Raw genomic sequence first — 20,706 nt, 5'->3', positions numbered from 1 at the left:
CTATGGCAAAAATCTTATTTTTAAACTCAAACACAGATGAACACAGTGCAAGGCGATAATCCATCCGTGTGCATCGGTGTTCGCCCTCCCAAAAAACATTGGACTATTGAGATGACTTACAGCCACAACCAAAAGTTAATGAATAACGAACACAGATGAACACAGATACACACAGATAAATCATCGGTGTCCATCCGTGTGCATCGGTGTTCGTTAACCAAAATTATACTGAACATCCAAACCAGCACAATGACAGTCAAAACATTAACAATCAATCAGCAACTAATCAGCGCCCGCGAAGAAGAAACCATTCTTCAAGCCGCGCAGGAAGCAGGAATTCACATTCCGACTTTGTGTCACCTGCAAGGAGTAACAGATGTTGGGGCTTGTCGGCTTTGTTTAGTAGAAATTGCTGGTAGTAATAAACTTCAACCTGCTTGTGTGACAAAAGTTGCTGAAGGTATGGAAATCCAAACAAACAGCGATCGCCTGCAAAAATATCGTCGCATGATTATAGAAATGCTATTTGCAGAAGGCAATCACATCTGTTCAGTCTGCGTAGCTAATGGTAATTGCGAATTGCAAGATTTGGCAATTGAGATGGGTATGGATCATGTGCGGTTGGAATATCAATTTCCTAATCGCAAAGTCGACATTTCTCATGATCGCTTTGGCATCGATCACAACCGTTGTGTTCTTTGCACTCGTTGCGTACGTGTTTGTGACGAGATTGAAGGAGCGCACACTTGGGATATGGCGGGTAGGGGGACAAACTCCCATGTGATCACTGATTTAAATCAGCCTTGGAGAACTTCCCAGACTTGTACTTCCTGCGGTAAATGCGTTAACGCTTGTCCCACAGGTGCAATTTTTTACCAAGGTTCTAGCGTCGGTGAAATGCAACGCGATCGCACCAAACTTGATTTTCTAATTACAGCACGGGAGAAACAGCAATGGCTTGTTTAGATCACCTTCGTGTCTTTGTGTCTTAGTGGTGAAAAAATCATTTTATTAACCACCAAGACGCAAAGACACCAAGAAAAATATACGCTGCATTTTAAATCTCTATCTGTATCATAAGAACAAGAAAATGGCTCGTTTAAAATTAGCGACGGTTTGGCTGGGCGGTTGTTCTGGCTGTCACATGTCTTTTTTGGATTTGGACGAATGGCTGATTGATTTGGCTGGACAAGTGGATTTAGTTTACAGTCCCTTTGCTGATGTTAAGGAATATCCCGAAGGTGTAGATGTGGTGTTAGTTGAGGGTGCAGTTGCCAATGAAGAGCATCTGGAAATGATTCAGATAGTCAGAGAGCGATCGCAAATTCTTGTCTCTTTTGGTGATTGTGCTGTTACTGGTAATGTTACTGCTTTACGCAATCCCTTAGGAAGTGTAGAACCTGTCTTGCAACGCTGTTACATTGAAGCTGCGGATATTCACGCTCAAATTCCCCATGAGCCTGGTATTGTACCGCAGTTACTAGATCGAGTTACACCCGTTCATGCAGTTGTATCAGTTGATATTTACTTACCCGGATGTCCACCTTCAGCCACTCGGATTAAAGCAGTATTAGAGCCACTGTTACGGGGAGAAACACCACAATTAGAAGGACGCGAATTCCTCAAATTTGGTTAAATTTTTTACTCTTTGCCTTTTGCGAAGAGTAAAAAATTGAGAACTAGCTTGAAAATAGGGAAATATTAACAGGGATCAGGCATTAACCTAACAGCAAATCCATAATCTATCTGTGTACCCTGCACCGAAGCCGCGCCCAAGCGCGGCTACATCTGTGTTCATCTGTGTTCGTTCTTTCACTTTCATCCCCTCATTATGAGCGAGCGGAACTACGCTAACGCACATGAGAGTCTGACTTTCAAAAAGGAATTGGAGAGCAATTATGAAGGTTAATTATCAAGAAAAAATCATTGCTCTATGGATAACCTTTTTACTGGGAACACTGTTTCACACTCAACTCGGTTTGATGCCACTTTTTCACGGTTTACCCGTTGCTGAATCTCAAAAAGCCACAACAATAAATGAGATATCTGGAATTATGTGGTTAATGTTGGGATTTTTTGTAATACCAATGCTGGCAATTATTGCCACCACTTTTTTTGATGCAAAACGTTATCGAGTTATTCATTTTGGCTTAACTGTGTTTTATAGCATCATGAATTTACTTCACGTTATTTTGGATTTATTTGTTCAGCCAATTCTCTGGTATCAAATTACTTTAATGGTGTTTTTGTTCCTGCTTGGTTTGTTATTAAATATAGTTGCTTTTCGGTGGATAAAGCTGCCACCTTATAAGGGTAACAAAGGACAAGAAATACTCGCAAATTCTCACTCGTAACTACGGCATAAAAGTAAATCCCTGCCATGCTCTACTCACGGAGCCGCTACTATTCCAGGACTTACGCGCGAGATCCCCGACTTTTTTAAAAAGTCGGGGATCTGACCCTTCGCAACGCTTAAGAAATTATATATAGGATTCCTATTTGATTTTTGCGAAGCTAGGTACACCTTGAAAAGTCTTCTTTCCTATTGCAAGAGTGCCTATTGCCTGCCTCCACGAGTAAATTCATTAATCAAATTGGATTACTATAGTTGAGTACTAGTATTTCTAACTCAACCCTAACAACCTCGCCCCTTGATAAAACAGCGTACTCACAACCCACGCCCAGATCAATCCATAGGTAACTGATAGAAACGTAAACTGAATACTTTTAGACTCGCTGCGGATAGTAGCAACTGTTGCCAAACAAGGGGTGTAAAGCAGACAAAAAAGCATGAAACTGTAAGCTTGAATTGGTGAAATTGTCTGAGCAAGAGTTGCTTGTACGGCATTAGGATCGGTGAGATTGTAAATGGTTGCTAGAGAACCCACTAAAATTTCTTTGGCAATGAACCCGAAAATTAAAGCAATAGTTAACTCCTTGGGTATGCCCGCCGGATTCAAAATAGGGGCGAAAAACTCTCCAATACGAGTAGCGTAGCTCACATTGTCGTTGCCTGGTAAATGAGTTAGCAACCAGACACCTAACACACCGATCGCAATCAATCCACCTGCTCGTTGCAAGAATGCTTTCACCGCATCCCAACCTGTAACCATGCCCACCAAAAGCGGTGTGATAACTAGCATCCCGACTGGGTTTGCTGTGCCTTGAGGTAGATTGCTCAAAAGCCAAACACCAGCCACCCCTGCCGTAATAAATCCTGTTGCCCGTTGTAGAAAGTGCTTCAATTCACCCCATCCCCGTAGAAAGATTTGCTGGAGTGTGGGAAAGCGATAGGGAGGTAGTTCTATCACAAATGGTTCCCGATTTTGAAACTGCCTTTTCATTAGTAATCCAGTTAGCAGCGCCACCAGGAAACTAAATAGGTAAAGTGAGAACAGCACTAATGGCCCCCAAGTGCGATTAAACAGGGCATCGATGATAAACACAAACACTGTTAACCGTGCCGAACACAGGGCAAAGGGAATGATGAGAATTGTTAGCAAGCGTAATGCCCGCGATCGCATTACTCGTGTTCCCATAATTGCTGGGATGTTACACCCAAACCCCATAATCAGCAACACGAAACTGCGCCCATCCATGCCAAAGCGATACATCAAGGAATCCATTATGTATGCTGCTCTGGAGAAGTAACCACTGTCTTCCACAATTGCCATCATGAAGAAAAATGTGATGACTAAGGGAATAAAGGATGCTACTGTCGCTAATCCACCATAAATTCCATCTACCAGAAAGCCCCGCCAAAACTCTGATAAGTTGACTGTTACCGGAGCAATGACTACTTCCTGCAACCATCCTGTGATCGCATCAGCAACATCCTGTAATGGCAATCCCACCAGCCAAACAAATTCAAACATCAAGTAAATCGACAGGAAAAATAACGGTAGTCCGATCACCGGATGCAGCAACACTGCATCTAGGCGTTCTGTCACCGTCTTTAACAAGCGCGAGGGCATTTCCACCGTGTCTTCTAGGATTTCCCGGATTTGCAATTCTGATATTGAGCGGTGGGCTTCAATCTGGCGCTTCAATTCTGTGGGGGCAATGGGAACTCGTGCTTCTGCTAATTCCTGGGTGATTTTGCGGATGGCGATCGCATAGCCATTACCATATTTGGCACTCACCAGTACCACGGGCATTTCTAATTTATCTGCTAGTTTGTGTTCATCTATTGTGATACCAAAATGTTTGGCTTCATCTGCCATGTTGAGAATTACCACAGCTGGTATTCCCAAGGCTTTAACTTGCAAAGGTAGACGAATTTGGCGATCAATTTGAGCAGCATTGAGAATTACTAGCACCAAATCTACAGGGTAGGTTTCAAAAAAGCTTTGCACGACTCGCTCATCTTCAGAGTAGCCTTCCAAGTCATAGATCCCTGGCAGATCGACGAATTCCACTTTCCGTCCCTCTAGTTCAACTTCTGCCTCTAACAAGTCAACTGTCACACCAGGCCAATTGCCTACAAAGGCTCCCGCTCCTGTAATCCGATTAAACAACGTGGATTTACCTACATTTGGCATTCCCATGACAGCAACCCGCTTAACTCCAGGCTGCGATGTCACCGAGGCGATTCCGGAACTGGAATCATGACAATGTGCCATTTAACACCCCTTTGTTTCAGTTCTGTACGTTCACAACAATTCCATCAGCTTCATGTCGCCGCATTGCTACTTCTGTTGTTAATCCCACTCGCACGTGTAGCGGCCCATTTAACCAGGCTTTGCGAAGTACCTTTACTTGCTGCCCAATTTTGAAGCCCATTGCTTCTAATCGTCTCAGCAACCCAGGTTCATCCACTTCTATTGAGGCGATGGTAGCTGTTTTACCTGGTTTTAGCGCCGATAGTTTCACACTCATGGCACTCCTTGATGTTCACAAACAAATCAATGATGAGATGTTTCATCAGCAGCACTAAGCTAACGGTAGCACTCAAGATTAATGCTATTAAGAATTAATAGCAATACAGTAATTAAAAATTCACGTGTAATATGAATTAAAACTAGGGCAAAAATCTTGTTTTTGAAATCGTAGACGCGTTCATAGGCTTAAGGCAGGGTACACTGATGTAGACGCGCTTTGCGCTGCTAGTTTCAGAAGCCACTTCCTGTCTTTACCTGAGAATTATTCTTAATATAGTTGATTTCAAATGCAAAAAAGCTAAATTTTTTGTTAAAAAATATATTTACTGAATACATGCAAAACCGAAAATACTCTGAGAAAAATGTCAATAAATGCTTCTATCTTTAAAAATAATTGCATTAGATAGAAATTAATTACTAACACTATTAAATAGATTTATATTCACCAAAGGCTGGCAGAAAGCACCCTAACCATAGCTGGGGTGGAAAGACTGATACGCCATCAAATAGCGAAAGGAAATCATGATGACGATCGCTACCAAGTCAGAAACAGCTAAGCAAGCAACACTTCAAAATTCAGAAATTGCTGCTGGAATCTATTACCATGTTGTGCATAAAATTCCAGGACGGGTGAGATTTCGGGTTCCCTTGCTAGCTCATAATCCCGATTATGCTGATAACTTACAAAAATTGCTGGAATCAGATAGCCGAGTACTGAAAGCACGACTAAATCGGCACGCAGCTTCTATAGCTATTAGTTATCAATTTTCCCATCACAGGAGCGATCACTCCTGTGGGGATAACCAAGGTTCCCGTGAAAGCTGGACGACTACTTCCTCACCGCTATGCGATCACTTAATGCCAGCGTATTTAGGACACTTGATTCAACAGGCAAAACAAAATAAAATTGCCAACTCAACAGTCAAAGCAGAGAAAACAGAAGATAATCAGGTAAAATTACCTGCATTTGCTGCTATTTTGGCTCTACTAGGTCTAAGGTTGCCAATCCCGAGAGCAATTATCGCTGCAACTGTGGCATTTGCCGCTTTACCCATCGCTAAGCGTGCTTATGCCAGCATCACCAAAGAACGGAAATTAAACATAGATTGCCTGGATTTAATAGCGATCGCCTTAACTTCTGCCCAAGGCAATTTACTCACGCCAGCTTTGGTTATGACACTGCATGAAATTGGCGATAGGATCCGCGATCGCACAGCACGAGTATCCCATGATCGGGCTGCGGATTTACTCGAATCTTTAGGACATTATGCTTGGGTAGAACAGCCAAATGGTCAGAAAAAACACATTCGAGCCACACAAGTTAAGCCTGGAGATATAGTCATAGTCTATCCGGGTGAGCAAATTCCCGTAGATGGTCAAATCCTACATGGTAAAGCTTTGATCGACCAACAAAAACTGACTGGCGAATCTATACCAGCTGTGCGTCAGCCAGGACAATCGGTTTATGCCTCAACCTTAGTTCGTGAAGGGGAAATTTATATTCTTACCGAACGTGTAGGCATTGCTACCCGTGCTGGAGCCAACATCGATTTAGTGCAACAAGCTCCTGTTCACGATACCAGAATGGGAAATTACGCCGCCACCATTGCTGACAAAGCAATAATACCTACACTGGTTTTTGCTGGCATTGTCTTAGCTGCAACCCGTAACCCAGCAAGAGCCGCATCCATTCTCACTCTCGACTTTGTTACCGGCATTCGCGTTGCTTTACCCACAACCTTCTTAGCAGCATTACATCATGCCACCAGACACGGAGTTCTCATCCGTAGTGGACATGCTTTAGAAAAATTGGCACAGGTAGATACTCTAGTCTTTGATAAGACAGGCACCTTAACCAAAGGAGATATCGAAGTTTTGCAGGTGGAAACAGTGGTAAGAAGAATCTCTACCCACAGACTGTTAGAACTAGCCGCCGCCGCCGAACAACGCCTGACTCACCCCGTAGCTGAAGCAGTCGTACGCTATGCCAAAAAACAAGGTATGGAAATTTTGCCACGTCAGGAATGGAAATATGAAATTGGTTTGGGTGTACAGGCTGAAATTGATGGTCAACAGGTTGTAGTGGGAAGCGATCGCTTTTTACATCAGTGTGGCATTCCCCTAGACTGTCTTTATGAACCACATCTGTGCAATCAAGCCGATTGTCCTTACCACCTGAATTGTCGCATTTCTGCCCATGATTCTTTGCTGTATGTTGGAGTTAATGGTGAATTTCAAGGAGTAATTTATTACACAGATCCACTCCGTCCCGAAAGTGCGGCAGTTATCCAAGAACTACAAACTGCATACGGTATGTCTATTCACCTGTTAACAGGAGATAGCCAGCAAAGAGCGATCGCAGTTGCCCGCAAACTTGGCATTCCTCTATCAAGAGTCCACGCCGAGGCGTTTCCAGAACAAAAAGCCGAAATTATCCGGAAACTCCATGCATCAGGGAAAACCGTGGCATTTACTGGTGATGGCTTAAATGATTCAGTCGCTCTTTCTTATGCTGATGTTTCCATCTCCTTCGGTGGTGGTTCTGAGGTGGCAAGGGAAACAGCTGATGTTGTCCTGATGGATAATAACTTAACCAGTTTTGTAGAAGCAATTGCGATCGCCCGCCAAACCAAAGCAGTGATTCAGCAAAATATCAGTTTAGCAGTAATTCCCAACCTAGCAGCTTTAGGGCTGGCAACAACAGTGGGATTACACCCATTAGCAGCTACAGTTGTTCACAATGGTTCGGCAATTGCTGCTGGGTTAAATGGTTTGCGTCCTCTGATGCACCAAGATCCACAAGAAAGAGTAGAAGCGATCGCTTCTGGCACAACAGAAAATTTCAACCAAGGTTAAACCAATTCAAAATTCACGCATTAACAAATTCAAATTGCATCTAGCATTTGCCATAAAGATTTTGACAGGTTAATGGGCAATACAGTTTTTGCTAGTACTCTTAGTGTCTTAGTGTCTTGGTGGTTTCAAGATGACTTTTACTTGTTTGCTGATGAGTGCTGAGAAACGTATCGCGCGATCGCAGTTATCAAAGTTGGATGACGTGAAATTTGGATTAACCAAGCAGAACAATTACTCCCCCTAGTCTCCTTGCGAAAATCATCCTCTTTTCTCCGGTTTTGAATCACTTTTACCGGAGATATATTAGCAGGACTTGCCCAAGGACTCTGGTAAATGCTTCGCAAATATTTTCGTACAATCCTCCTAGCATGGCGACAGCTAATTAAACAGAAGACTCGTTTGGCAGTAGCGGTAGTAGGTATTGCCTTTGCAAACATTATGATCTGTACTCAAATGGGGTTTGAAGCTTCACTGTTTGATAGTTCCACAGCACCACAAAGAAGCTTAGATACAGATTTGGTGATGGTAAGTTCCCATTTTAAAAGTGTATATTCACTCAAAAATTTTTCTCGGGAGCGATTGTATCAAGCGCTAGGATTTAAAGGAGTAGACTCGGTAAGTCCGCTTTATATGGGTTATGGAAAATGGAGAAATCCCCAAACACGCCGTTTGCTAACTATTTTAGTGTTTGGTACAGACCCGAGAACCATTGCATTTAAATTTCCTGAAGTTGAGCAAAACCGCAGTCAGTTGCAAAAACTGAATACAGTGTTATTTGACCAAGGTTCTTTACCAGAATTTGGCCCCATCGCCACTTTATTGCAACAACGAACAATCGTAGAAACTGAATTAAATGATATCAACGTCCGGATTGCAGGTTTGTTTACCTTGGGTGCATCATTTGGCGCATATGGAAATGTAATTACCAGCGACTCAACTTTTCTGCACTTATTCCCCAATCATCATCCACAGCAGATTCAGATTGGTTTAATTAAGTTACAAGCCGATGCACATCCACAACAAGTTGCCCAAAGTTTAGGAAATGATTTACCTGAAGATGTGATGATTCTCACTAATGAGAGTTTTGCACAGGCAGAAAAAGCTTATTGGGCAAAAACAACCCCCATAGGTTTTGTTTTTGGTTTGGGCGTGATTGTTTCTTTTATTGTTGGAATTGTGATTGTTTATCAGATTATTTATGCTGACATTGCCGATCACTTACCACAATACGCTATGCTCAAGGCAATAGGATATAGCGATCGCTATTTAATAGTAGTACTGATTCAAGAAGCTTTACTCCTAGCAGTATTAGGTTACATACCAGGATTTATTGTTTCCTTGGGACTTTATCAGCTAGCAGCTACTGCTACCATGCTGCCCATTTTTATGACTATCGAGCGGGGCTTCACTGTATTTGTTTTAACAGTGACAATGTGCTTGATTTCTGCATTTACCACAATCCGAAAATTAAATTCTGCTGATCCTGCTGATGTATTTTAATAGTTGTTTTCTTTGTTGTTGGTTAGTAGTTAGTGGTAATTCCTCTACCTCTCACACCCCTCACACTCCCCCCACTCCCCACCTCCCCTAATCCCCACAGGGGGCCCCGAGTTCCCCACCTCCCTCCCACTACCCATTACCTAATCGTTAGAGAACACACTACAATTTTTGAGATGTGACTTTTCTAGAGGATATAGCATGACTATTTGGTTGAACGAGCAAATTGATCCATCTGGCTTGGTTTATGCCTGTATAGCCTGCTGCAATGAGTCCCAAGCTAAAGAGTGTCATGAGTCTTTTAAGAAAAACTTGACTGAAACACAAAAAATCGCAGGTTGGGTAGCACAATTACGAACAGTTGATTCCTGGGATGAAGTTCCAGTCAATGCTTTAAAACTAAATTAATTGGTTTGTTTTTTGTTGTTTGTTAGTTGTTGTTTGGTAGTGTCACAACCAACGATTAACAACCAACAACCAACTACTTAGGTTAAGAAAATCTAACCACAAGATTAAGAAATAATAAATAATTAATAATAGCTGCAAATTCACCTATTCTTTTATTTATATTTGATGGTATTTCTGAAGCATTGAGAGTTATCATCTATACAAAAGAAAAATTAAAAAACTTGAAAAAACAAAATAAAATAAGTGAACTATCCAACGCTTAACACTTTTGTTGCAGGCTATCCTATTAATTTGGTTGGCACAAGCGGACAAGCAGTTGAGATTTCAATTCATTCTCCGAGTCAGTACATTTGTGCCAATTGCGAACGGATATTACCTGATTGGAAACATCAACTTTTCTTGTGGGTGGTGATTGTTTTACAAAAATCTAGTTACGCAATGATGGAAAGTACGCCAGAAATTGAGGCGGAAAAAGAAAAGTTACGAGAAAAATTTATGAGGTTTGGCTTTGATGTAGCTTTTAATCTGCGCGATCGCGGTTATTTGACAGACCTCATAGATCCCCGCACAGGCTATCCTTTGCTTTCTCGTCCGGGGATAGTTCCTCACGACGATACAGCAGTTGTGAAAGCTTTACTCAATTATCCAGTTATAGAAAATAGATGCCATGTACTAGTCCATCCTGAGTGGGGTATGGCAGTTTATCCTAGTATTTTACTTTCAGCAGCCCCTCCAATCGTCATCGAAGAGGTAATCAAAAGTATAGCCCCATTGCATGGTTGGCAAGACATGGATTAAAGATCACTGTACAACCAATAAAAAAGCCGCAAAACATAATGTTTTACGGCTTTTAGTGTGGTGTGAGGAGCTTAACTAGGTTCTATCATAACGATAATTTACCAATTCCAACACACTCGTAACAGTTTTTGTAACAAGATTTTTGTAATTAGTTAGTTAGTGGTTGGTTGTTGATGGTTGGTTGTGAATTATTTTTTCACACTCCAGCCTACGGGAAGCCGCGCAAAGCGCATCTACACACCCTACCAACGGACCTACACCAAAGCACCACCACAGCTAGAACCACACCCAGCAGTGCAACCATAACAATAAGCCGCAGTTTGGATCTCATCGATCAAATCTAAGCTACCAGCTGCTAGCAACTTAGTGATCGTCAGATTTTCACCATCACGAGTTTTTGCAGGTAAATTCATCATCTGGTTAAAGTCGCAATCATACACATTACCGAGATAATCAACAGAAAGTTGATCACGACACATCAAATTTTCTACAGTCTTAGGATTAAAATTTGATTCTAAAAACTGTAAGTAAGGTGCATATAATTTCTTGCGTTCCAAATGTAATTTAGTTCTGCCTACTGGTAAGTTCGTAATAGTGAAGAGATTATTAAATACAATACCAAAATGCTGTTGTAAGAACACCTTGTAATTTTGTTCTAACTTAGCTTGATCTGGAGTCAAGGAAAATTTTTCACTAAAAGGTAGTTGAGGATTATACACTAAATCTAAAATTAAATTTTGTTCTTTCCCATAACCAACTTGATTTAACCATTGTAGTGCTTTAATAGAATCATCATACACACCAGCACCACGCATTTTATCAACATTATCTGCTAAATAGCAGGGTAAAGACGCCACAACTCTCACTTGATGCTGAGCAAAATATTCTGGTAAATCACCAAATCCATCTTCAAAATAAATAGTTAAATTAGACCGAACTATAACCTCTTTCTTTGCTAATTTTGCTGCTTCTACTAGGTATTTAAATCCGTAATTCATTTCTGGCGCACCACCAGTCAAATCAACAATTTTAATCTGCGGAAATGCACAAATTATTTCAATTAACTGTTCACAAATTTCTGGAGAAAGTTCTTCTATACGTTTTGGTCCTGCTTCTACATGGCAATGAGTACAAGCAAGATTACAACGCTTTCCTAAGTTAACTTGTAAAACAGTAATGTGTTGCTTAGTTAAAGGTGAATTAAGTTTGTGTTTGAAAGGTGTTACAGATGTTTGAATCATAATTAAATATTATCGTGGCAATAATTAGACCTAGCTATAAAATAGGTGTGGGTGTAGGAGGAGACAAAATTTAATGTTTGTTTGTGTACCAACTTTCATGAATAGCTATCTTGAAAATAGGGATTGGGATGCAACCTAACAGCAAACCCATAATCCATCTGTGTTAATCAGTGTGCATCTGTGTTCGATTTTTCAAGAAAATTTAAAGACGAAAGGGAAAAGAATTTTTCAATCCCTTTAACCCTTTCCTCCAACTTGCATAAAAAATCTATTGGACAGGTTATTATTCAACAGCAACCACCACCATCATAATGCCATGTGGAATCAGTAATAATTATTTCATCTGGCATATAAGCAGCAAGTTTCGCGGCAGTTTTATCACATACTGCTGCTGGCAGACCACGTTGTAAAATATGACCTGCACCATCGTCAAAAAATGGTTCTGAACCTGCATAAATTGCTGTTTTACCAGTAAAAATACAAGCTCCATCTTCTGGAATAATAACTTTGAAAGATACTGAATCAAGACTTTCTAAAAGTAATGGTTCTGACAAATTATAAGTTTGGCAATCTAACAAACGATAAGGGCGACGGGTACGAATTTCTACTTGACCAAAACCAGCCTTGATAATGCGCTGAATATATTCTTCATAGGTAAGTGCGCCAGATAAACACATAGCCCGTAGACGTTCATCTTGTTGTAAATGTGGTGGAATCGGACGAGTAGCAATAGGATCACTCATCTGTAAACGTCCACCTGGTTTTAATACCCGATATGCTTCTTGCAAGGCGCGGGTTAAATCTTCTGGTTCAAAAATATTAAAAAGGCAATTTTGAGCTACAACATCTACAGAAGCATCATCGACAGGTAAGTTAAAAGCATCCCCAGCACGAATGTCTACAAAGCTAGGATCAAACCAGGGGTTTTCTTTTGCGGCAATTTCCAGGTTACGTGTAGCAGCTTGGCGCATCTCTGCAACCGGATCGACAGCAATCACAGCGCCTGCACGACGGGAAAAATAGGCAAATTGTAAAGCTTCTAAGCCTCCGCCAACACCAACATACAGTACCGTAGGCTGATTAGCTAGTTCTCCTAGATGAACAGTTGTTCCACAGCCATAATTCATTTCCTGCATCGGTTGAGGAATTTTTAATCCAGGTAGTTGTAGAGGTGTACTTTGCACACAACAAAGTCCTACTTCTGGTGTTTGGGCAACTTGACTGTAAAATTGTGCTGCTGTTTCAAGATAAGTCATTGCGTTCGGTGGTGTGAAGTGTATTAGTGTCTAGAATCAGCTTTGTGATCCTAATATATTTGAAACTCTGTTTGATGAGTTTTTGCTGAGAAATTCTGGCTTGGTGGAACAGTTTTGCTTAAATTTCTGTCATAGATTGTTGGTCTGTTAATTTTATTTTGGTGCGATTTAATGAGTTCGTAGTCAGCACTTTAGTGCTTGAATGAATTAGGGTTAAAAGCCTAACTACAAACTTACATTTAGCAACACTTTTAATACTTGAATCTTTTTTTACTGAGTGTTTTGTGTAAATGCTACAATCCTCCTAAACAAAAGTTGGGATACTTCAATGCCAGTTGCAGCTAAATCAATCAAGTTTGGTACAGACGGCTGGCGCGGCGTGATTGGCGATGATTTCACGTTTGAACGTCTAGCCCTTGTCGCGCCAGTTGCCGCAAAAGTACTATTCAATACCTACGGGGAAAAAACCGACAACCGCACAATTATAGTTGGTTACGATCGCCGTTTTATGGCGGAAGACTTCGCCCAGAAAGCTGCTAATGTTGTCTGTGCAGCCGGGTTTGATGTCTTGTTTAGCGAAACCTTTGCACCAACCCCAGCTTTTAGTTGGGCTGCAAAGCAGCACAATGCTTTGGGGGCGTTAGTGATCACTGCTAGTCACAATCCGGGGCAGTATTTAGGATTAAAAGTTAAAAGTGCTTTCGGTGGTTCTGTACCGCCAGAAGTAACTAAAGAAATAGAAACACTTTTAGAAGAGGAAGTACCAGTTGCCTCAACTCCAGGCAAGATTAAAAGATTTAATCCCTGGGAAAGCTATTGTCAAGAGTTAGAAACTAAAGTTGATATAGTCAAAATTCGTGAAACCATAGCCTCTGGAAAGCTGACGGTATTTGCTGATGTCATGCATGGGGCTGCGGCTGGTGGACTTGCAAGACTACTAGGTGATGCAGTTGAGGAAATTAATAGCGATCGCGATCCCACTTTTGAAGGTGGTGCGCCAGAACCTTTACCTAAATACCTTTCCCGTTTGTTCGGGGTAATGAAAACACACCGAGAAAACAACCCTACAGGTTTAACGGTAGCGTTGGTTTTTGATGGTGATTGCGATCGCGTTGCCGCAGTAGACGGTGCAGGGAATTTTTTGAGTTCGCAAATTCTCATCCCGATCTTAATCGATCACTTGACCCGACGGCGCGGTTTTACAGGAGAAATAGTTAAAACCGTAAGTGGTTCTGACTTAATTCCCCGTGTAGCAGCACTACACAAATTGTCAGTGTTTGAAACACCTGTTGGTTATAAGTACATTGCTGATAGGATGCTAGCAGCCCCAGTGTTACTGGGTGGGGAAGAATCGGGGGGTATTGGTTACGGTAGCCATATTCCCGAACGCGATGCACTGTTGTCAGCATTGTATGTACTCGAAGCGATCGTGGAATCTGGATTAGATTTAAGTGATTATTATAGTCACTTACAACAACAAACAGGCTTTAATTCTGCATACGATCGCATTGATTTACCCCTAGCAAGTATGGAAGTGCGGGGTCGCCTTTTGGAACAATTACAAACAGAACCATTAAAAGAAATTGCTGGCAAAGCAGTAACAGATTGCCAAACAATAGATGGTTATAAATACCGCCTTGCTGATGGTAGTTGGTTGATGATTCGTTTTAGCGGTACAGAACCAGTTTTACGCCTCTACTGCGAAGCCTCCACACTCGAACAAGTGCATCAAACTTTGGCTTGGGCAAAACAATGGGCAGAATGAATGCTGAAGGCTGAAAATTTCATAATTCATAATTTACTAATTTATGAAATTACTCGTAGTAGCTACAGGAAACCCAGGTAAATTGCGAGAAATGCAAGCTTACCTATCTGATTCTGGTTGGGAATTAAAACTCAAACCAGAAGATTTGGAAATTGAGGAAACAGGCGATACCTTTGCTGCTAATGCTTGTCTCAAAGCATCACTGGTTGCCAAAGCAACGGGAAATTGGGCGATCGCAGATGATTCTGGTTTAGAAGTAGATGTCCTCAATGGTTTACCAGGGGTGTATTCTGCCCGTTACGGCAAAACCGATGCTGAACGCATTACCAGACTTTTAAAGGAATTGGGTGATGAAGTGCAACGCCAAGCCCAATTTGTCTGTGTAGTAGCGATCGCTCGTCCTGATGGTGCGATCGTTCTACAATCAGAAGGTATTTGTCGTGGTGAAATTCTCTACAGCCCGCGTGGTGATGGTGGTTTCGGCTATGATCCAGTTTTTTACGTCCCCGAAATGCAAATGACTTTTGCTGAAATGACCCCAGAGTTGAAGCGCAGTATTAGTCATCGTGGCAAGGCTTTTGCCAGCCTACTCCAAAAGTTGCCTGATTTGGAAGGATAGTTGTTAGTTGTTAGGTGTTAGTTGTTTGTTGTTTACTCCAAGCAACAACCAACAACCAACCACCAACAAAAATTAAACTGCTTCTGTATTCTTTTCCCCAGTTCTAATCCGTACAACTTGTTCAACTGGCGAGATAAATATTTTACCATCGCCGATTTCTCCTGTCCGGGCAGCAGAGATAATTTTATCCACAACCATATCTACCTGGTTATCTTCTACAACAATTTCTAGTTTGAGTTTTTGCAAAAACTCCACCGTATACTCGGAACCGCGATAGCGTTCTGTTTGTCCTTTTTGTCGCCCAAATCCCCGGACTTCAGAAACGGTCATGCCCACTATACCAGCATTGACCAAAGCAATCTTCACTTCATCAAGCTTAAATGGACGAATTATAGCTTCTACTTTCTTCATTCTTTATCTCCTGCTTTTGAGTAGCTTCTATATATATAACCAGATCCTTTGTCCAAAGCTTTAACTGATAACGCAACCCATAATTGTAAAAAAGTGTTAACACATACAAAATAATAAGTGCATTACCGAAGTAACCGTAAAAAAGGAAGTGGGAATTGTGGTGGTTCTATCTTAATTTATCACTGTTTTGTAGCTTAGGTAACAGAAATATTTTCGTGCTTGCTATACCTAAAATGGATTTGAGTTAACGGCTTTGATGTTCCAAGAAAGGACGCACAACCAAATAGCCAGCACCAAAACCCAAAATTATAATTAGCATGATCGCAAAGAAGAACCACCAACCATTCATTCTTTCTGGTTCTGATTCGCTATTTGAGTAGGTTATAACCTCCTGTTCTTCTATAAGCACTGGTTCTGGCATAGAGCCATGGAATTCCATTTCTGTATAGACAACAGCTGGACGTGGATGAGGATGCTGTGGTTGCGGTTGTGGTTTTTTCGCTGGAGGTTTACTAGTATGATTTACCTTCTGCCTACTTGAGGAAGTTGCTACGTGTTTACTACCTCCTGTGGCAGTCTCTACAAATTCTCTACTTTGAGCAAATTTTTGTGGTTCCTCTGTTGTCTTTTGCTTGCTATCTACTGATGGATTTGTTACCCCTGCGTCTGCCACCTGAGTCTGGGGAAAATACTGAGGTTTAGACTGACTAGAGGTATCAAGTAAATTTTGTAAATGTAGAACAGACTGGACTGCTTTAGCAATCTCTTGACGTAAAAGTTGATTTTCTTGAACTATTTGCTGGTTTTGGGCAGTAAGGGCGTTGATTTTTGCCTGTGCAGCTTGTAACTCTGCTGCCAAATCTCGATATACAGATAAGGGTACAGAGGGTGAGTAATTTTGAGTAGTCGTACTGGGCCTATGGCCGTAAAAAGAGCCGTTAGCTGTTTGCATTTTTAGATTAGAGGCTAATAATGATACAAACTAAGCCCAAGAATAATAGAAAAATTCCCTGAGGGCAAAGATTTTATATTTAACTTATGTTACGTGGTCGCTAAAATCGTTTGCTATGTGCTAGTCAGGCAAATTGGCTGGGTTAAATTTATTTTGTACAATTAAGCATACATTTTTACCCGCAGCCAGTGGTTTTTACCAAAATTCTCAGCGGGCGTGTAAGATATGTCTTTTACCTAGTTGCGATTGCTCTTTTGAGCTTGCGATCGCTCTTTTCGCTTCTGCTTTGTACTTTCTCCCTTGAACTCACCATTCGCAGATGGACACAGATCAGCTAACTCGCAAGCTGCACATGCAGGATTACGGGCTTTACAAACAGCACGACCATGATAAATCAAGCGGATTGACCAATTTTCCCAGTCTGGTTGGGGCAAAAGGCGCATTAAATCTTGTTCAATATGGATGGGTTCTGTATGTTCAGTCAAACCTAAACGTTGGCTGAGACGTTTAACATGAGTATCAACGGTTACACCTGCATTAATACCAAAGGCGTGAGCAAGGACTACATTTGCTGTCTTACGTGCCACCCCTGGAAGCAGCAATAGTTGCTCCATCTCCTTTGGTACTTCACCACTAAACTCATTCACAATCATGCGACAGGCGGCTTGAATGTTCTTTGCCTTATTACGATAAAATCCTGTAGAACGTACTAAATTTTCTAACTCAGTCAACTCAGCATTAGCCAAACTAGGCGCATCGGGAAAACGACTAAATAGTGCTGGTGTGACCAAATTTACCCGTTCATCTGTACACTGGGCGGAGAGAATCGTTGCTACGAGTAGTTGAACTGGTGTGGAATAGTTTAAAGAGCAAGTCGCATTTGGATAAAGACGCTTGAGGCGGACTAATATTTCTAGCGCTCGCTGCTTTTGAGATGACCATTTACGAGTGTTGCTCACTGTGCATGAAAATTAGGGATCGGGGATTATCTTATCAGCAAACTTATGATCCATTAGTGTCCATCAGCTTGCACTGTGGTAGATTTTTCATGCTCTGATTGTGGGCGACGCAGCTGGTGTTTTATTACTGATTTGTAAAGGCAAAGGATCGCCCGCAGTTTACTTGCGGGCTTGGGGGCGGGTCAATTACTGGAATAATTTTTGCACCCACTCTAGTTGGGAAGTTTCTTTGACAATCAGAAAAATACCTAATCCCAGAAGTAGCATTAAACCAGTTTGCATTACACCTTCTTGAACACGAGAAGGTAAAGGTTTACCGCGTAACCCTTCAATGAGTAAGAAAGCTAGTTGTCCTCCATCCAAGGCTGGTAAAGGCAGAATATTGATAATTGCTAGGTTGATGCTAATTAAGGCTCCAAAATAAAACAGACTGCCTGTATCATTTTGAGCAATGCTAGCACCAATTTCCACGATTTTAACGGGTCCTGCTACTTGACCAGCTGTTTCACCAAAGTTGGTAATTAATTGCTTAAAACCTTGAAATGTCATTGTCAGAATCCGCTGAAATTCCGCAGCACCAAGGTTAAAAGCTTCTATTATGTTTGCACGACGCCGCACAATCTGACCGTTGGGAGCAAGTCCGACACCAATACTACCCCCGGCTGGTTTTGCTTCAGGAGTAACATTTAAAGACAGCCTTTGGTCACCACGAGCAATTTCTAGTTGAATTGGTTTACCTGCATTCGTTTTAATTATTTCTCTTAAACCCTCTATCTCTTGCAGTGATGTGCCAAACTCTTTGTTATTAGCAGCTATTATGACATCTCCTGGTTTGATACCAGCTTGGAGAGCTACATTACTAACCTCTGGGGCTAATTGTTTAATTAGAACTCCTGGTAGAGTTGCTTGTGAAACACCGACTAAGTTAACCTGCGCCACAAGCAGAAAATAGGCAAAAATTAAGTTTGCTATCACTCCTGCGCTGATGACGATCGCCCGATCTAAAATTGGACGGTTACGCAGCAGGTTTGGGTCATTGGGTGGAATGTCACTATCTGGATCATCATCAGGAAAACCAACAAAACCACCCAAGGGAAACGCCCGGATGGCGTATTCGGTTTCCGGGCCTTGGTATTTCCAAAGAATTGGCCCAAAGCCCAAAGAAAAGCGGTTAACATGAATTCCTTGAGACCTTGCTGCAATGAAATGTCCTAGTTCGTGTACCAGGATTAGAACAGCCAAGACTGCGATCGCCGCTAAAACTGACATAGAGAAATTTTTTGAACTTACTTAGCTATACTTTTCTCTATTCTAGAATGAGTACCAGTCTTGCATTGGTCTGCAACACAGCATATTTTCAGGGTTTTTCGCTAATTCCTCAGGAACAGTGATGAATTGGCAACTCCTCGAAAGTAGTATATTTCTCAGGTTTGACCTGTCTCTAGGGAAAAAAGTAGGGTAAAGGGGAGGGAGGATTAGGGTGGGGTAAAAAAAATTTGTGCTAGGGGTCTATTGTTTACGGTGCGTTACGCTGTCACCAATCGAAACTTACAGAACTTCCCGTCCAAAATAAGGCTGTAGGACTTCCGGTATCTTCACCGTCCCATCCTCTTGTTGATAATTTTCCAAAATAGCCGCCATAGTTCGTCCCACAGCTAACCCAGAACCGTTGAGGGTATGAACTAACTGTGTTCCCTTCTTACCAGTTTCCTTAAAGCGAATGTCAGCCCTTCGGGCTTGGTAATCAAGAAAATTGGAACAGCTGGAAATTTCGCGGTATTTGCCAGAGGAAGGAAGCCAAACTTCTAAATCATAGGTTTTGGCAGAATGGAATCCTAAATCCCCAGTGCATAAATTAATGACTCGATAAGGCAACTTTAACGCTTGTAGAATAGCCTCGGCATCGCCGACTAATTTTTCTAACTCATCAAAGGAAGTGCTAGGATGCACAAATTTCACCAATTCTACTTTATTAAATTGATGCAAGCGAATTAATCCCCGCATATCCCGTCCGTAACTCCCAGCCTCGCGCCGAAAACAGGGAGTGTAAGCACAGTGATAAATCGGCAAATCTTCAGCAGGGATAATTTCACCGCGATAAAGGTTGGTGACGGGGACTTCCGCAGTGGGAACAAGCCACAAGTCGTCATCAGCACATTTGAAGCTTTCTTCTGCAAACTTGGGTAGTTGTCCAGTGGCTGTTAGCGAAGCACTATTAACTAAGAATGGAGGAATGACTTCTAGATAACCTGCTGCTGTTTGGCGATCGAGCATAAAAGAAATTAATGCCCTCTCTAGTGCTGCACCAGCCCCAATTAACGTCACAAAGCGACTTTGGGCAACTTTGACAGCCCGTTCGACGTTGAGAATACCCAATTTTTCGCCAATTTCCCAGTGAGGCAAAATATTCGCATTTTGCGGAATGTACTCATCACCCCAGCGCCGTACTTCCACGTTTTCTTCTTCATTTTTGCCTATGGGTGTAGAGTCACTAGGCAAATTAGGAAGTGCAAGTACCAGTTCTTGAATTTTGGCTATGATTTCTTTTTCTTGGGGTTCCAGTTCGCTTAATGTGGCTTTCAGAGAGTTACCTTCATCCCGCAAGGTCTGAATTTCTGGGTCTTGAGGATTTATACCAGATTTAATCTTTTGCCCAACTAGCTTACCAATTTCGTTACTGCGTGCCTGGAGTTGACTACGTTTGACCTCCAATTCACGTTGTTGTTTATTTAAATCTACTATCGGCTGAATATCATAGTTACCGCCACGAGTATTCAACCTTTGTTGTACGAATTGCGGATTTTCCCGTATTTGCTTAATATCCAGCACAGATTTTTCTCAGTTTCTAGTATTAGAAGGCATGAGGCAAAAGGCAGAAGAAAGGAGCATTTATTCTTAGCTGTTTACTCTTGACTTTTGACTAATGCCAAAATTTTGCCCCAGCTTTATCACCAGGGCTATCACACTGCAATTTATTTTAGGCATTTCCAAGGTTATTTTCCAAATATTTATGATGTTTATCTGACCAATAGTCTGAATATTTGATTATTGCGATCGCTTTTTT

Annotated in this window: 18 protein-coding genes; 9 read left to right on the top strand and 9 right to left on the bottom strand. The window is 41.6% G+C overall.

Annotated elements, in window-relative coordinates:
* Positions 1 to 249: 249 nt before the first annotated feature.
* The 3 genes from hoxU to NIES592_RS09490 all read left to right on the top strand — a co-directional run bounded on the left by hoxU (position 250) and on the right by NIES592_RS09490 (position 2,354).
* Positions 250 to 966 (top strand): bidirectional hydrogenase complex protein HoxU, encoded by a 717-nt coding sequence (gene hoxU / locus NIES592_RS09500; protein ID WP_073555609.1) that lies wholly within the window; start codon positions 250 to 252, stop codon positions 964 to 966.
* A 124-nt stretch (positions 967 to 1,090) separates the two neighbouring features.
* Positions 1,091 to 1,636, top strand: coding sequence for an oxidoreductase (locus NIES592_RS09495; protein WP_073555608.1), 546 nt, complete (start codon positions 1,091 to 1,093; stop codon positions 1,634 to 1,636).
* A 262-nt stretch (positions 1,637 to 1,898) separates the two neighbouring features.
* Entirely contained in the window at positions 1,899 to 2,354 is a 456-nt protein-coding gene (locus NIES592_RS09490; protein WP_062248446.1) for a hypothetical protein, read from the top strand.
* 270 nt (positions 2,355 to 2,624) lie between these two features.
* Here NIES592_RS09490 and feoB read toward each other — a convergent pair whose 3' ends face one another.
* Together feoB and NIES592_RS09480 are read right to left on the bottom strand one after the other, a co-directional pair.
* Entirely contained in the window at positions 2,625 to 4,622 is a 1,998-nt protein-coding gene (gene feoB / locus NIES592_RS09485; protein ID WP_073555607.1) for a ferrous iron transporter B, read from the bottom strand.
* A gap of 16 nt (positions 4,623 to 4,638) precedes the next feature.
* Positions 4,639 to 4,878 (bottom strand): FeoA family protein, encoded by a 240-nt coding sequence (locus NIES592_RS09480; protein WP_009459826.1) that lies wholly within the window; start codon positions 4,876 to 4,878, stop codon positions 4,639 to 4,641.
* A 527-nt stretch (positions 4,879 to 5,405) separates the two neighbouring features.
* Between NIES592_RS09480 and NIES592_RS09475 the strand changes: the two genes are divergently transcribed.
* From NIES592_RS09475 to NIES592_RS09460, 4 genes are all read left to right on the top strand, one after another.
* The gene (locus NIES592_RS09475; RefSeq protein ID WP_073555606.1) at positions 5,406 to 7,736 is read left to right on the top strand and encodes a heavy metal translocating P-type ATPase; all 2,331 of its coding nucleotides are present in this window, start codon (positions 5,406 to 5,408) and stop codon (positions 7,734 to 7,736) included.
* Positions 7,737 to 8,069: 333 nt separating this feature from the next.
* On the top strand, positions 8,070 to 9,236 hold the full coding sequence (gene devC, locus NIES592_RS09470; protein WP_073555605.1) for an ABC transporter permease DevC: 1,167 nt from the start codon (positions 8,070 to 8,072) through the stop codon (positions 9,234 to 9,236).
* Between the two features lie 198 nt (positions 9,237 to 9,434).
* Positions 9,435 to 9,641, top strand: coding sequence for a hypothetical protein (locus NIES592_RS09465; protein ID WP_009459829.1), 207 nt, complete (start codon positions 9,435 to 9,437; stop codon positions 9,639 to 9,641).
* Between the two features lie 243 nt (positions 9,642 to 9,884).
* Entirely contained in the window at positions 9,885 to 10,439 is a 555-nt protein-coding gene (locus tag NIES592_RS09460; RefSeq protein WP_062248454.1) for a methylmalonic aciduria and homocystinuria type D protein, read from the top strand.
* Between the two features lie 254 nt (positions 10,440 to 10,693).
* On the opposite strand, the gene arsS is transcribed toward NIES592_RS09460, so the two are convergent.
* The gene (arsS, locus tag NIES592_RS09455) at positions 10,694 to 11,680 is read right to left on the bottom strand and encodes an arsenosugar biosynthesis radical SAM (seleno)protein ArsS (protein ID WP_073555604.1); all 987 of its coding nucleotides are present in this window, start codon (positions 11,678 to 11,680) and stop codon (positions 10,694 to 10,696) included.
* Between the two features lie 287 nt (positions 11,681 to 11,967).
* Positions 11,968 to 12,936 (bottom strand): arsenosugar biosynthesis arsenite methyltransferase ArsM, encoded by a 969-nt coding sequence (gene arsM / locus NIES592_RS09450; RefSeq protein ID WP_073555603.1) that lies wholly within the window; start codon positions 12,934 to 12,936, stop codon positions 11,968 to 11,970.
* 328 nt (positions 12,937 to 13,264) lie between these two features.
* Here arsM and NIES592_RS09445 point away from each other — a divergent pair, with 328 nt between their 5' ends.
* On the top strand, positions 13,265 to 14,701 hold the full coding sequence (locus tag NIES592_RS09445; protein ID WP_062250722.1) for a phosphoglucomutase/phosphomannomutase family protein: 1,437 nt from the start codon (positions 13,265 to 13,267) through the stop codon (positions 14,699 to 14,701).
* A 43-nt stretch (positions 14,702 to 14,744) separates the two neighbouring features.
* Positions 14,745 to 15,320, top strand: coding sequence for an RdgB/HAM1 family non-canonical purine NTP pyrophosphatase (rdgB, locus tag NIES592_RS09440; RefSeq protein WP_073555602.1), 576 nt, complete (start codon positions 14,745 to 14,747; stop codon positions 15,318 to 15,320).
* A gap of 72 nt (positions 15,321 to 15,392) precedes the next feature.
* Here rdgB and NIES592_RS09435 read toward each other — a convergent pair whose 3' ends face one another.
* From NIES592_RS09435 to serS, 5 genes are all read right to left on the bottom strand, one after another.
* Positions 15,393 to 15,731 carry a P-II family nitrogen regulator gene (locus tag NIES592_RS09435; RefSeq protein ID WP_009459835.1) on the bottom strand — a complete coding sequence of 113 codons (339 nt, stop codon included), beginning with the start codon at positions 15,729 to 15,731 and terminating at the stop codon, positions 15,393 to 15,395.
* Between the two features lie 244 nt (positions 15,732 to 15,975).
* Positions 15,976 to 16,683, bottom strand: a complete 708-nt coding sequence (locus NIES592_RS09430) for a hypothetical protein (RefSeq protein ID WP_073555601.1) — start codon at positions 16,681 to 16,683, stop codon at positions 15,976 to 15,978.
* A 236-nt stretch (positions 16,684 to 16,919) separates the two neighbouring features.
* Entirely contained in the window at positions 16,920 to 17,642 is a 723-nt protein-coding gene (gene nth / locus NIES592_RS09425; protein ID WP_073555600.1) for an endonuclease III, read from the bottom strand.
* A 186-nt stretch (positions 17,643 to 17,828) separates the two neighbouring features.
* Positions 17,829 to 18,911, bottom strand: coding sequence for an RIP metalloprotease RseP (gene rseP / locus NIES592_RS09420; RefSeq protein WP_073555599.1), 1,083 nt, complete (start codon positions 18,909 to 18,911; stop codon positions 17,829 to 17,831).
* Between the two features lie 279 nt (positions 18,912 to 19,190).
* Complete coding sequence (gene serS / locus NIES592_RS09415) at positions 19,191 to 20,471, bottom strand: serine--tRNA ligase (RefSeq protein WP_073555598.1); 1,281 nt, start codon at positions 20,469 to 20,471, stop codon at positions 19,191 to 19,193.
* Between the last annotated feature and the right edge of the window lie 235 nt (positions 20,472 to 20,706).

The sequence above is a fragment of the Fischerella major NIES-592 genome (genome assembly GCF_001904645.1).
Taxonomy (GTDB): domain Bacteria; phylum Cyanobacteriota; class Cyanobacteriia; order Cyanobacteriales; family Nostocaceae; genus Fischerella; species Fischerella thermalis.
The sequence above is the reverse complement of the archived record's forward strand: the minus strand, read 5'-3'. Positions and strand labels throughout refer to the sequence as shown.